We start from the raw sequence: 13,698 nt of genomic DNA on the forward strand, positions 1-13,698 counted from the left end.
CAGATAAATCGTCTGCCCAATCTTCACAAATGGTTTGTGGAAATTTTCGCTAAACCCACATAGCTATTGGATCATTCTTTTTGTGGAGGCCTCTAATTCTTACCATGTTGGTGGGTTTCCCCCGGAGGTTAACGAGGTAATGGTCAGGCTATATCGCCATTACATGCCCAACCACGCCCCAATTTGGACACAGGTAGGAGTCGCAGCTCTTGGACTGCCAACGATGCGCATTGAAATCCGCGTTACTGCAATTGTTCAGTGAGTTTTGCATAAGCGGTAGCTTACTGTCTAGATGAAATTGAAATTTCTGGTTGAGGCACCATGCAAGCATTCTGCACGTTGATTCAAGTCCACGCGGCGATCGCTCTAAATCTCGCAAGTTGGCCAAAGAGTCTATGGCTGAGTGGCAAGACCTGCATCCTGATGATGTGATTACCTATCGTGATTTAAGACAAACGCCAGTTCCTCACGTCACCGAAGACTGAATTGCGGCTGTTTTTACTCCTCCAGAAACACTGATTTCAGAAATGGCTGAACTAATGATTTTGCGCTAACGGGTTACTAAAATGACCTCCTACACTCTCCACGGAGGACATCATCAAACCTTAATTCGACCAATTCATTACAGGAAATTAACTGATGGCTATGACTCAAGGCGCTCACCACATTGGGCTCACCGTTCCAAACATAACGGCAACCCGTGATTTCTTTGTTGATGTTTTAGAATTCAAGCAAGTGGGTGAAGTTCTATCCTATCCAGCTTTGTTCCTCTCGGACGGTACTACGCTGCTAACGCTCTGGCAAGCAGCCGACCCTAACATTGCGACTCCGTTCGATCGCAAGAACAACATTGGGCTGCACCACTTCGCCCTGAAAGTACAAAATCTAGAAACACTAAATTTCCTCTACCAAACACTGGCAACAGCAGAAGGAGTGCAAATCGAGTTTCCCCCTGAGCCTCTCGGTGAAGGTCTTATCCATCATATGATGTTCTACATCCCTGGTGGCATTCGCATGGAGTTGATTGCTCCAGTCTCCTAATGATTTGTTGAAAATCCGTGCAATCACCCGACAACTCTCATTTCACAATACAGAACCAGTCAAGCACAGGATGATTAAGGAGCAAAGAAATTATGGCAATTCCAGGTTGGAGTCGCAGCGAATCGCCCTTTCATGTCGGTGAAAGGGCGATTCAAGCTCGATTGGGAGCACAGGAACAGATGGATAAGATGGGACGACGGGTAATTCGAGAATTTCTCTTAGAACAGCACCGTCAGTTCTTTACTCAGTTGACCTATGTACTTGTGGGAACCGTGGATGCCGCAGGCAATCCTTGGGCATCCATTTTGGTAGGCGAACCAGGTTTTCTTTCCTCCCCCGACGATCGCACCTTACGAGTGGCTACCAAACCTTTATTTGGTGATCCCTTAGCAACTACTCTTGCAGACGGCATCGACATCGGCTTGTTAGGTATTGAACTACATACTCGTCGCCGCAACCGTATGAACGGTGTTGTGACTGCAACCCATGCCAATGGCTTTGAAGTGCGTGTGGGACAAAGCTTTGGCAACTGTCCTCAATATATTCAAGCTCGAATGTGTTTACTACAGGGGTTTGATCTAACAGCCCCCAAACCAGTACACAAGCTAACAGCATTGTCACAACCGGAACAAATCACGATCGCGGCAGCAGACACCTTCTTCATTGCCACTGCCTATCAGGATGCTTCAGCAGGAGGCGCTAGTGGGGTCGATGTCTCCCATCGGGGAGGTAAACCTGGTTTTGTAAGAATCGATGATGACCATACCTTGACTGTTCCCGATTTTTCTGGCAATTGTCACTTCAATACTTTTGGTAATTTGGAGTTAAATCCACGGGCTGGGATGTTGTTCATAGACTTTGAGCAGGGCAACTTGCTATATCTCACAGGTACTGCTGAAGTGATTTGGGAAGGGGATGAAATTCTCACCTATGAAGGAGCAGAGCGTCTATTTCGCTTCCGTTTAGAGGAAGGTTATCGAGTTGACGGAAGTTTACCTTTACGGTGGTCACTCCCAGAATTGTCGCCTCACCTCGAACAAACTGGTTCATGGTAATTGTTATCCGTCTTCGTTTGTAGGGCATATCTAAAACTGACTCTATTTTTAGAGGCGTATTGACTAATTGCGCCATTCATTTTGCGCCATTCATTTGCGAATTGCGTCAAATCTTTCGCTCATTCACAGCAACACTTTAAGCCCACATTCCGCACCCCCAAGGGGCGCGAAATGTGGGCTTAAAGTGTGGTGATTCTTGACAGTCTGCTAAAGTTGTATTTCCTTTTTAGCCGTAATTTTGTAGGATTCGAGGAATTGCTTCTGCTCTTCTGACAAGTTAATTATTGCTGCATTTTTTCCCAATTCCCGCGAATAGATTGTAGAATTATCTCTAGCTCGAATTACGGTAAGACTTTCAGTTTCTTTGCAGTAAGTAGCTAATAAAGTATTTTGGATAAAGGGAGTTCTGGGGCTATAATTGTTGTCGGTTGCAGCTTGCACGGCCGCAGCAATTAGGTTTTTTTCCCGAGCAGGTATGAGCGGTGAATTGTCTGTACTTTGTTGTAGCATTTTTTGAGGCTCTGAAGTAGCGAGATCATTTTCAGTGTCTTTAATACCATAGAATTTGTATAGCAGTAAAGATGCCCTATTCGGAAGTGGTGGAGATTCTCTGAGTTTTTGGAAATAGGGACTATCGGTAGATAAATCTTTGGCAATTGGCGAACCAAATTGCTTTGATAGGGATGACATTATTTTTGGGGGTATATTTTCGGGGTTTAGATGAAAAACTGCATAACCCCGGCGAGTTTCTTCTGTAACAGACGCATCTAACGGATTTATTTCGGAATGCTGTATTTTGTAATATTTAAAAAAATTGCGTGCCGTTTCGGCTTTTCTCAAGCTAACAGTAATTCCTAACACAGATTGGTCTGTTATTTTTTTATTTATCAAGGTTGGTTTTTTGAATTCATAAAATATAGTGGAAGGTGAGTTCATGTTTTCTATTATTTGCTGTGCCACGGCGAGTCTTTCTGCATTATTAAGTGTTTGATAGTTGGGTATTTGACTATTCAGTGTTTGATTATTGACTGTATTATTAACTATTTCATTATTAAGCTCTTTTTGTTTTAACCATTGAATAGGATACTCTATAGAGTTGGGATCTATAGATGCTGTGAGAGTAGTAGAATTAAATTTTATGTAAGCCTTAAAAGAAAGTCCTGTTAGTTTCCCTGCATCGAATTCTTTTTTCAACATTTCCTCACTCTTGCCTTGCTGTTGGTTGTAGAAGGCTTTCATTAAGGCTATTTTAGATTCTTTCTGGTTTGGTGTAAACACCCCCAAGACTTTTAATCCACATTCAGTAGTAACTGCGGCACAAATTTCAGGTTTTTGTTGAATATTGACTGAAACTTCTGCTATTGTTCCTTGAAACTGAAAATCTTTATAATAGCCAACGAGATTTTGTTTTCTAGCGCAGAGAATATTACCTGTTCGGCTCTTTGCTACCGTATACGTGCCGTTACCTATTCCGTAAGTTGTTAGTTCTGCGGTGAAAGAAAAGTTGTTGTGCAGGCAATTAAGTTTCCTGAGTGATTCTATTGAGGTTTCGTCGAGTTCTCCGATAACTTTACCAGATGTTTCAAGTAAATGTTTAGGTTTATTGAGCGCTTGGATTGTAATAGTGTATTCTTGGTTTAAAAGAGAACTTTGTCCGCCAAATTCACATTCTGTAACCTTACCGACTTTAATTCGATCGTCCAAACCAGTTACGTGCAGTTCAGCAGTTTTTGCGATCGCAGGAATTAGCTTGGCGCGGGCAGTAGTTCCAACTGGTAACTGCGCCGAATTTTCAGAGATAGTACCCGCCGTGATGTACCTACCGTCTTTCATTATTTGCAACGTTCTTTTACCCAAAGTTTGGGAGTTTTCGCCATTTTCGGTTTGGGTAACGTCAATTCTGATTTCAGCATTTTCAATGCAGTTATTTATTTTGATGTCTGCACTATTTAACTCGCCGATAGTTAGTTCCTTAAATTGAAGTTCGTTGAGCCGATCGGCAATTTGAGAACTCCAAGTAGCAAAAACAAAATTTTGCGTTTTTTTTCTGCTATCATGGTTGAGTTCTGGTGCACAACACAAGTGCCAAGTAGCAGCAGCCATAGCATCAGTTTCGCCTTTTAAATTGCACTCACTTTGAAAACTATCTGCTATTTCCGCTGCTTCTTTGAAAATTAAATTACAGTCAGTTTCAGTTAAAGCTTGTACTGCTTTGACATTTTGCAGCCGAAAATGCTTCGTTCCTTCAATTTTTACGGGGATATCGAGTAGCTTTCTGCTGCTTTCGCTGAGCGTGCCGAGTTTAACCCATTTATCAGAGCCTTCTGAGTCTTTTGTTTTTGCTAAAACACAGGTTTTGTGGCTGTTTGAAGTAGAGCTACCGTAGTTTTCATTGGTAACTAACAAGATTTCCAACGACGATCGGTTTTTGAAACGTTGCGGGTATTTGCTTAAGGCAACATTGGTAATTTCTATGGTTATCCCGGTTTCTGTTTGTGCAGTTAAATAAGGGCCTTTTTCAGTCTGCAAGCGTAGTTTGGCTGCAACGGCAGAGTTAAAAAGAGAATCAAAAGCAACTTTTCTTTCCCTGCAAGTATTGTACTGTTCAGGGGTATAATAATATTTATCTCCTGGTTCAGATTCGGGAAACAGGTTGCGAAATTGGTAAAACGGTCGCGCTTCAAGTTCCGATGCTTGCAATAAAGGGTTGAGGGACTGTATAATCGCTTCTTTTAAACTGTAGCCGTTGGGTTCTATGACTTTTCCTTCTAAGTATATGTCGGGCAATTTTTTGTCTTGCAAGTAATTCGGATTTCGGTGGCACATATTTCTGTACTGGGCGATCGCAATTTCGTCGGCTGGAGTAGCGCTTTTTTTAGAATCTACGGCTATTTGATTTTGCAGTAATAGTTGTGGCGTTACCTGAAGTCGCAGAAATTTTCTGTAGGTTTCAAGACCAGTTTCAACTTGTAATGGTGGAATGCGAAACAGAAGTTTATCTTCGCAGCATAGCTTGCAGTCTACCAAATCTCGCTCGATTTGATTAGCATCGATCGAGATTAAAGAAGCCATTGTTGGATGGGCTGAGGAATTGTGTATATTGGCTATCTCCCTAATAGTTGAGATGAGGTGTCGTGGTATAACTTTTTCAGGTTTAGCCGTGTAATTATTGTTTAGTTTTTGTTTAAAATTATTAGAAACATTCCGAATATAATCTTCTTTTTGCTGGGCGCTAAATGTATTTTGGACTGCCACTACTTCTGATTCAATAGAGGCGGCACATTTGACAGCAGAGTTGGCAAGCTCCGTCCATTTATTTGCCATAAATAGAGCGATTTCAGGCAGTGTTTTCTTGGGTTGACCCGGTACGTCAAAGGAAACTTTGGGTAATTTTATGGTTGGTGGATGAGCGTTTTGTGGAGTTTGAGCCTCTATAAGATGTAGGGCAGTATAAGGCCAATCTGAAGCCTTGGCGAAGCATTTAGAGTCTCCGTCGTAGTCTTCTCCTGCTAGCTTGCTATAGGTTTCTAAAGGTAGGGATTGTAATAGTAAATCCTGTAAAGCATCTTGTCTCTCTTGTATCGTTTGTAGTTCTTTTTTACTGGGTTTATTTTCCGGGTGAGCTTTTTTACTAGGCTTGCTTTGCAGTTGAGATATTTCGCGCTTCGCCCATGCTTGCGAGAACAAGCGAGCAGCGCGTTCCTGCTGGGTTTCGCCAACTTGCAAGTCAGTTTTTTTTCTCATGTCTTCGCTGATGTCGATACCTTGAATCGCATCAGCATCTTTGTGGAAACCGGTCATGTTGAGCTGTTATCTGGTGGCATAATTTGCTTAATTAAAGAAGATAAGCCTTTTTCTTGATTGAGACTAGCATACACGGTGTCCTTCATCAAAATTTGGTGGGCTTCTTTGTAACGCCAAGAAGGAATTCCTGGAAACAAGTGGTGAACCAAGTGATATCCTTCCCAGTGGGTTCCCAAGAAAAAATTGGTTAGCAGACTACACATCCGGTTGCGAGTCATATATATATCAATCTTGTGGGTGGTTGTCATTTCCGACCTCCATAAGCGGATAGTGTTCGGTAAGTTCAATGAAAGCGCCTATCCAATTGGCGGTAGTTAGAAAGGGAATGATCCAGTAAAAGAGTACCAACTTACCCCAGCCAAGTTCAAGCAAAATATAAAGCAAAGAAATTAAATAAAAGACGCGAATTAACCTTTCTTGGTAAGTCTCATGGCGATTCAACATCCGATGCTGAAGTAAGTATCTGAGATAACTAAGTGTAGTTACTGGGTGGAAAATCCTAATTAAATAGCAGCGAACATTGGCAGCAAACAGACCTTCGTGGTACAAACCATTCTCTTGCAAACCAATATAATCTGGGTCTAGAGCAGGATCTCCCAAATAATTGTGGTGTCTTTTGATGTGGGAAAAGTAGTAGCCTGTAAAACTTTGCAGTACAAGATATCCAGAGGGGAATGTCCCTAAGACAAAATTGAGAACTTTATTTTTTGCCAAAGTTCGGTGCGCGGACTGGTGGAGTAAATCGGCCAGAGCACGCATCCTCGCACCGATGATTAAGATTGCAGTAACGTAAACCACCACTCCTGCAAATAAGTGCCGATTCAACACTAACTCAGATACAAGCGTTACTCCTGCGATGATGCTCCAGTCCTCTAGAAGTTCGAGCAGTCCATGCCAGTTATCCAATTCAAAGCAAGGTCGAAGCTCTTTCCTAATTTCTGGATCAAAGGGGTGTTTTTCAAATTTTTCTCGCTTACTATTGGGGTAATCTTTTACTACTTCAAGACAAGCGGTTTGTATTGAAGTAGCCCACTCTGTATTGTCAACTTCTCCATGTTGCTGTTTTATAGCTACGTTCGCGATCGAATTTTTATATTCCTTCGACATAAGAAATTATTCCATTAGTTTTTGAACTTGTATTCTTTGAACAGGGTGTCAAATCCGATTTCATACATTAACTCAGCCCATGACTAGAGTGTATTCAGGGGTTAAGTTTAATAGGGACACGAAACGCTACTTTAAAAGCCAACTTTAAGCCAAATCATAAAAAAGCCAACTTTAAGCCAACTTTGATGCTAAAATTGCCAAAATACCTAAAAGCACCATCCACATCAGTACCATTCCTCCATGAGCCTAGCCAATGTCTCTGTGAATGTATGCCCCGACCTGCAACAAAGATTACTCACCGAGTTTGAAAAAAGATACAAAAAACCCGGAAGCAGTCGCGCCCGCACTGGTGAATTCATAGTCCATTGGCAAAACCGAATTCCTGACCGCAGCCCCTCAGACCAAGCGGTATTGAATGTGTTGAAAGGGAAACGAAATACCTGTGAACTTTGGCTTATCGATGGCTTGTGTCAGTTGTTGCTGGGCTGTTCGTATACAGAATGGGGCAACCAACTTGCTCAGGACCAATATGCTCAACCCAAGTCGCCTGATATATCTGAAACGAATTCGCAACCTATCCCTCCAAATCCGTATCGTGGCCTATCTGCCTTTGGGGAAGAAGATGCAGAGTTTTTCTTTGGGCGGGATACTTTCATTGAGCAGCTATTGGCAGCCGTGCGGAAAAAGCCTTTGGTTCCTGTGATTGGGCGGTCTGGTAGTGGCAAATCATCAGTTGTCTTCGCAGGACTTATCCCCAAGCTGAAAAAAGAAGGGGGCTGGGTCATTGCTGACTTCAGACCAGAGAGTAGCCCTTTCTATAATTTGGCTAAAAGACTCAACCCGCTGCTAACCGCTCAGTGGGAGACCATCAGCAATAATGACAAGCGGCGTGAAAATAAAAACTTAGCTAACAATCTCAAGCAAGGTGTTGATGCGTTACAGGATGTAATCGCTGATATTTTGAAGGACAACGCCTCTGGTCATCGTTTTCTATTAGTTGTCGATCAGTTTGAGGAACTGTACACCATCAGTCCAGAAGATGAGCGCCTGCCTTTCCTCAATCAATTGTTAGCAGCAGTCAGAGCCGCGTCTGCGAAACAGACAGCAAATTTCACGCTAGTCTTAACTTTACGCGATGATTTTCTAGGACACGCTCTTGATTCCTCTCTTGGCGAAGCATTGCAGGAATTCAAAACTGAATTTCTGTATGCTATGACTCGCGAACAACTGCAAGAAGCAATTGAAAAGCCAGCCGAGAAACAGAAAGTCAAAATTGAGGATTGTCTGATTGACCGCATCCTAAACGCTGTTTTGGGAGAGCCTGGTATTTTACCATGTTTAGAGTTTGCACTTTACCAATTATGGGACAAACAGAAAAAATCATTGCTGGATTATAAGGCGTACCTGGAAATAGGGGGTGTAGAAAAAGCCCTTGCTAATTATGCAGATTCTATATTTGACTCGCTTAGTGAGCAAGAGCAGCAGCGATTGAAGCGAATCTTTATTCAATTAGTAAATTTTGAGGAAAAAAAGCAGGATACTCGTCGTCTGGCCACTCGCAATGAGGTTGGAAAAGATAACTGGAATTTAGTGAAGAAGTTAGCTGATGCCCGTTTACTTGTAACGGGTCGAGACGATACAACAAAAGAAGAAACCGTTGAGGTTGTACATGAAGCGCTGATTAGGGGATGGGATTGTTTGCGGGACTGGATGCAGGAAAATAATCAGTTTCGCACTTGGCAAGAACGCTTACGAGCAGCAATAGAACGATGGGACGCAATTAATCAAAATGAGGGTGGTTTGCTACAAAAAGCACTGTTAGCAGAGGCAGAAGACTGGATAGAGAAACGAGACGAAGAGATCCCACCGAATGAAAAAGCCTTTATCCAAAAAAGTCGAGAGTATGAGGATAGCGGAAGAAAATTTCAGGAAGAGTTACTTAGAAAAGCTGAAATTTCAGAGATTGACGCGCTAGTTTCGTTGTCTGAATCCCGGCTTTTACTACATGATGAACTTTTGGCATTGTTAGCTATTGTCAAGGCAGGCAGAAAATTACAGCACACGCCAGTACCACCAGATGATATTAAGCGTCGGACTATTTATGCTCTACGGCAAGCAGTTTATGGTATTCAAGAACGCAATCGTTTTGAAGGACACAGCAACAAAGTTAATGATGTGTGTTTTAGTCCTGATGGTCAAATGATTGCTTCTGTTAGTGCTGACCATACACTAAAATTTTGGAAACTTGATGGTACAATGCTGCAAACTTTTCCACACAGCGATTGGGTTTATGGCGTAAGTTTTAGTCCGCAAGGTAGGATGGTTGTCTCAGCGTGTGCTGACTGTACGCTAAAACTCTGGCGACTTGACGGTACATTACTGCAAATCTTTAAGGGACATACAAACATGGTCAATAAAGTTTGCTTTAGCCCCGACGGTCAGATAATTGCCTCAGCCAGTGATGATAAAACAGTAAAACTCTGGAGCCTTGACGGTAAAGTTATACAAACACTTCAACACAGTGATATGGCTTACGGAGTGAGTTACAGTCCCGACGGTCAAATGCTAGTCTCAGCAAGTCTTGACCAGATGGTGAGACTCTGGCAAATCGATGGTACGCTATTGCACGCCTTGGAGGGGCATAAGGAAAGTGTCAACAGAGTAAGTTTCAGTCCTGACGGTCAGATCGTTGCGTCAGCTAGTGATGACCATACAGTAAAAATTTGGCGGATTGATGGCACACTATTGCAAACTTTTTCTGGGCATACAAATGTAGTTAATGCCGTAACTTTTAGTCCTGATAGCAAGACGATTGTCTCAGCTAGTTCTGATAAAACAGTCAAACTCTGGCGTGTCGATGGTACGCTACTACAAACCTTTGAGGGACATAGCGACAAAATCTATGGTGTAAGCTTCTCTCCTGATGGCAAGACAATTGCCTCTGCCAGTGATGACAAAACGGTAAGACTTTGGCAGATCGATAATACAATCATTTCTGGACATACTGAAAAGGTCTGGAGTGTAAGTTTCAGTCCTGACGGGCAGACACTTGCTTCTGGTAGTTGGGATAGAACAGTAAGACTGTGGCGAATTGATGGCACACCCTTCCGAGTTTTCCGCAGGCATAGCGATAGAGTATTTAGTATCACTTTCAGCCCTGATGGCAAGACAATCGCTTCGGCAAGTGATGATACAACGGTGAAATTGTGGAGCCTTGATGGTACTGAACTGCAAACTTTTCGAGGTCATGCCAATAGAGTATATGGAGTAAGTTTCAGTCCCGACAGTCAGAAGATTGTCACCTCTAGTCACGATACAACGGTAAAACTTTGGCGAATAAACGGCGAACTTCTACACACTTTTGAGGGACACAGCAATTGGGTATATGGAGTAAGTTTCAGTCCTAATGGTCAGATAATTGCTTCTGCTAGCCATGATAAAACGGTGAAACTTTGGCGCATTGATGGTACGCATCTAAAAACTTTTGTAGAGCATAGCGATCGGGTTTGGAGTGTTAGTTTTAGTCCCGATGGTCAGATGATTGCCTCCGCTAGTTTTGACGCAACAGTGAAACTCTGGCGCTTAGATGGTACACTGCTGCAAACTTTCCAACATAGCGATGTTGTCAATAAGGTAAGTTTCAGCCCCAATGGTCAGATAATTGCTTCAGCCAGTAATGACAAAACAGTGAAACTCTGGAGTTTAGATGGTACACTGCTGCAAAGCTTTCAGGGTCATACTGATAGAGTTTTGGGTGTAAATTTTAGTTCTGATGGTCAAACAATTGTATCCTGCGGTGAAGACAAAACAGTGAGACTTTGGCGGCTTGATGGTACGGAAGTAATTGTGGCTCTTGATGCTCAACTGAATAATTTATTAGGGCGGGGTTGTAATTGGCTCCGTGACTACCTAAAGACTAATCCTAATGTTAGTGAAAGTGATAATTTGTGCTTTAATGAACTAACTTAAAAAATACCTTATATATTTGCGTAAAAGTGGTTTAAAAGATATACTTCCTGGTGAATCTCTGACAATTCATTTGGGTTCTTTCTCTGTAGACAGCGAACGGCAAGAAGAACTTTCGGATCTGTACCGACAGGTAAAATCTACCGAACTTCGCTATTTAATTATGGCAGAAAGGTCGAGAGTCCGCGAGTTGAGGAATTTAGGAATTCGCAAACCCAAATATTTACGCCTCTACTGTACTTATACGGTAGACCCCGGCAGTGCTGGCGCATCGGACGCCATAGAAAAAGTGCTGGTTCGCCTTGAAAAAGGGTGGAAAAGATTTGTAGGCGAATACGACGAAGCTAGATTCAATCAAGTGGATGGGATTCTGAATTCGGCTTATACTGATGGCTTTCAAATATGGGAAGCATTGCTATCAAATAAAATGGGATTGACCGTCAGGGCCATGACGGCTGCTGAAATGTGGCAGCAGCTTTGGGAATATTTTAACGAAACCCAGATTAGGGAAATTCCGCAGCTTTTGGTACTCGACGAATCCGGTCTGAGAGAGGAAGTCAGTAGCGAGTGGAATCCGGTGACAGTTCTTATGGAATCGGATTTCAGCATCCCGGTAGCAGACCGCAAATGGGTTCATGTAAAGGGTAAGTATGTGGGGGTTTTAACTTTTTTGGAAAAGCCGGGAGGTTGGGGCGATAAATACAAGCAAATGCTTTATTTATGGCAAGTAATTTCGAGAGAAGCAATTGCGGATACGGAAATTGTTTGTGAGGTAGCGCGGGCAAATCAAGACATAGTAAAAACCCAAATGCAGCGAGTGGCAAAGCAAGCGATTACCGCCGCCGAAATATCAACAGACCACCATTCTGTAGATGTCATGGCTGCTATTAATTTAAAGCGTTCGGTGGCGGCGCAAGAATCGATTTATGAAGGTGACGTGCCGCTGTATGTGGGAGTAGCATTTTTGCTGCACCGCAGCACTACATCTAAACTTGATGATGCCTGCCGCTTTTTTCAGTCCCTGTTCGTTTCCCCAGCGTGGGTAGCGCGAGAGGGCGAATATCCCTGGAAAATATGGCTTCAATGTTTGCCCGTAACCTGGGACAACCTGATGGCAGTTCCGTTCAACCGCAGGAAGCTGTATTTGTCGGGAGAAGCGCCGGGGCTGTTGCCTTTGGTGCGTACCAAGCCGGGGGATGCTAAGGGCTTTGAATTGATTTCCGACGACGGGGGTACGCCGGTTCGCGTCGATTTGTACTACCAACATAAAAATTTGGGATTGTTTGGCGCTACGAGATCCGGCAAATCCTTGTTGGCTGGGAACGTCGTTACCTACGGCCTTGCAGCCGGTTTGCCTGTAGTAATTTTGGATTATCCCAAACCTGATGGTACCAGCACCTTCAGCGATTACGCGAAGTTTTTGAAGCATGAAGCTGCTTATTTTGACATCACGACGGAAGCGAATAATATCTTTGAAATCCCCAACCTGAAAGGGCTGCCCTCAAGCCTGCAAAAAGAAAGGATGGACGACTACATTGACTTTTTGCTGTCGGCACTGTTGTCGATGGTAGTCGGGAGTAGGCGAGGAGAATCGACAGATGCTGCATTTTCCGACATGGTGCGATCGATCTTGGGACTGGCCCTCAAAGCATTTTTTGCCGATGTTTTGATTCGCGATCGCTACGCAGCGGCTTACAAAGCCGGTTTGGGTACGCAGGATTGGCAAGCAATGCCGACTCTCGCTGATTTTATCGGATATTGTTCCCACGAACGCCTCCGTATGGATTCTATCGCCGGGGATTCCAAAGGGGCGATCGAGCGCATCAAACTTCGCCTGCGGTTTTGGGTGGAATCTCGCGTTGGTAAAGCGCTAGCAGCCCCGTCTACGTTCAAGAATGACGCTCAACTGCTGGTATTCGCACTGCGGGGGCTTTCCAACGATGAAGATGCGGCGCAGATGGCACTTTCGGCTTATTCTGCCGCCCTGCGCCGCGCTTTAGCCTCAGAGGCTTCTATCTTTTTTATTGATGAAGCTCCCGTACTCTTTGAATTTGACGCGATTTCTAATCTAATTGGCAGGCTTTGTGCTAATGGAGCTAAATCAGGAATTCGCGTCATTTTATCAGCACAAGACCCCGATACTATTGCTAAATCTCCAGCGTCCGCGAAGATATTTCAGAATCTCAGCACCAGATTAGTCGGCAGAATTCAACCCGCAGCCGTTGATAGTTTTGCGACTATTTTGAAATATCCCAGAGAAGTAATTGGTCGGAATGCAGCAGAGAGTTTCTTTCCTAAAAGAACGGGGATGTATTCGCAGTGGCTGATTGATGATGGCGGCACCTTTACTTTTGCCAGATTTTACCCAAGCTTACCGCTGCTGGCGATTACGGCTAACAATCCCGACGAACAGAAAGCGCGGCAGGAAGCATTTACCCGACAGCCTGACAAAATACGGGCAATTACAGAACTGGCGCAAATCCTTGCTGCTAATTAATGTTGTTTTAAATTTGTCAAAACCCAACAGCCAACAACTAACAACTAACAACCAACATCCAAAACTCAAAACCCAAAACCCAAAACCCAAAACTCAAAACCCAACAACCAACATCCAATAGCCAACATCTCAACCATCAACCATCAACCATCAACCATCAACCATCAACCATCAACCATCAACCATCGACTGTCAACCATCAACCATCAACCATCAACCATCAACCAT

Annotated in this window: 8 protein-coding genes and 1 pseudogene; 6 read left to right on the forward strand and 3 right to left on the reverse strand. The window is 43.4% G+C overall.

Translation table 11 applies throughout. The features are described from left to right. Positions 1-94: 94 nt before the first annotated feature. From JGK11_RS29480 to JGK11_RS29495, 4 genes and pseudogenes are all read left to right on the forward strand, one after another. Positions 95-262: pseudogene (locus tag JGK11_RS29480) on the forward strand (Rid family hydrolase); the annotation flags it as partial. Positions 263-311: 49 nt separating this feature from the next. Next, entirely contained in the window at positions 312-485 is a 174-nt protein-coding gene (locus JGK11_RS29485) for an NAD(P)H-dependent oxidoreductase (RefSeq protein ID WP_293204188.1), read from the forward strand. A gap of 154 nt (positions 486-639) precedes the next feature. Next, entirely contained in the window at positions 640-1,041 is a 402-nt protein-coding gene (locus JGK11_RS29490; RefSeq protein ID WP_293204186.1) for a VOC family protein, read from the forward strand. Between the two features lie 92 nt (positions 1,042-1,133). Then, a complete protein-coding gene (locus JGK11_RS29495; RefSeq protein ID WP_293204184.1) occupies positions 1,134-2,096 on the forward strand; it encodes a pyridoxamine 5'-phosphate oxidase family protein in 963 nt (320 codons plus the stop codon). A gap of 207 nt (positions 2,097-2,303) precedes the next feature. On the opposite strand, the gene JGK11_RS29500 is transcribed toward JGK11_RS29495, so the two are convergent. Genes JGK11_RS29500 through JGK11_RS29510 form a run of 3 tightly spaced genes read right to left on the reverse strand, consistent with a single transcriptional unit; the run spans position 2,304 to position 7,007 of the window. Beyond that, a complete protein-coding gene (locus JGK11_RS29500) occupies positions 2,304-5,897 on the reverse strand; it encodes a hypothetical protein (protein ID WP_293213998.1) in 3,594 nt (1,197 codons plus the stop codon). Next, positions 5,894-6,148, reverse strand: coding sequence for a fatty acid desaturase (locus JGK11_RS29505; RefSeq protein ID WP_293214001.1), 255 nt, complete (start codon positions 6,146-6,148; stop codon positions 5,894-5,896). Before JGK11_RS29505 ends, JGK11_RS29500 begins: the two co-directional genes overlap by 4 nt. Next, on the reverse strand, positions 6,126-7,007 hold the full coding sequence (locus JGK11_RS29510; protein WP_293214003.1) for a fatty acid desaturase: 882 nt from the start codon (positions 7,005-7,007) through the stop codon (positions 6,126-6,128). Before JGK11_RS29510 ends, JGK11_RS29505 begins: the two co-directional genes overlap by 23 nt. A 417-nt stretch (positions 7,008-7,424) precedes the next feature. Here JGK11_RS29510 and JGK11_RS29515 point away from each other — a divergent pair, with 417 nt between their 5' ends. Further along, positions 7,425-10,976 (forward strand): AAA family ATPase, encoded by a 3,552-nt coding sequence (locus tag JGK11_RS29515; protein WP_293214009.1) that lies wholly within the window; start codon positions 7,425-7,427, stop codon positions 10,974-10,976. Between the two features lie 16 nt (positions 10,977-10,992). Beyond that, positions 10,993-13,470 carry a hypothetical protein gene (locus tag JGK11_RS29520; RefSeq protein ID WP_293214006.1) on the forward strand — a complete coding sequence of 826 codons (2,478 nt, stop codon included), beginning with the start codon at positions 10,993-10,995 and terminating at the stop codon, positions 13,468-13,470. Positions 13,471-13,698: the final 228 nt, after the last annotated feature.

Source organism: Microcoleus sp. PH2017_34_RAT_O_A (assembly GCF_020737885.1).
GTDB lineage: Bacteria > Cyanobacteriota > Cyanobacteriia > Cyanobacteriales > Microcoleaceae > Microcoleus.

Bases quoted from the DNA above. Each gene is read 5' to 3' on its own strand.
- JGK11_RS29490 (WP_293204186.1), top strand. From the start codon at position 640: ATGGCTATGACTCAAGGCGCTCACCACATTGGGCTCACCGTTCCAAAC.
- JGK11_RS29495 (WP_293204184.1), top strand. From the start codon at position 1,134: ATGGCAATTCCAGGTTGGAGTCGCAGCGAATCGCCCTTTCATGTCGGT.
- JGK11_RS29500 (WP_293213998.1), bottom strand. From the start codon at position 5,897: ATGACCGGTTTCCACAAAGATGCTGATGCGATTCAAGGTATCGACATC.
- JGK11_RS29505 (WP_293214001.1), bottom strand. From the start codon at position 6,148: ATGACAACCACCCACAAGATTGATATATATATGACTCGCAACCGGATG.
- JGK11_RS29510 (WP_293214003.1), bottom strand. From the start codon at position 7,007: ATGTCGAAGGAATATAAAAATTCGATCGCGAACGTAGCTATAAAACAG.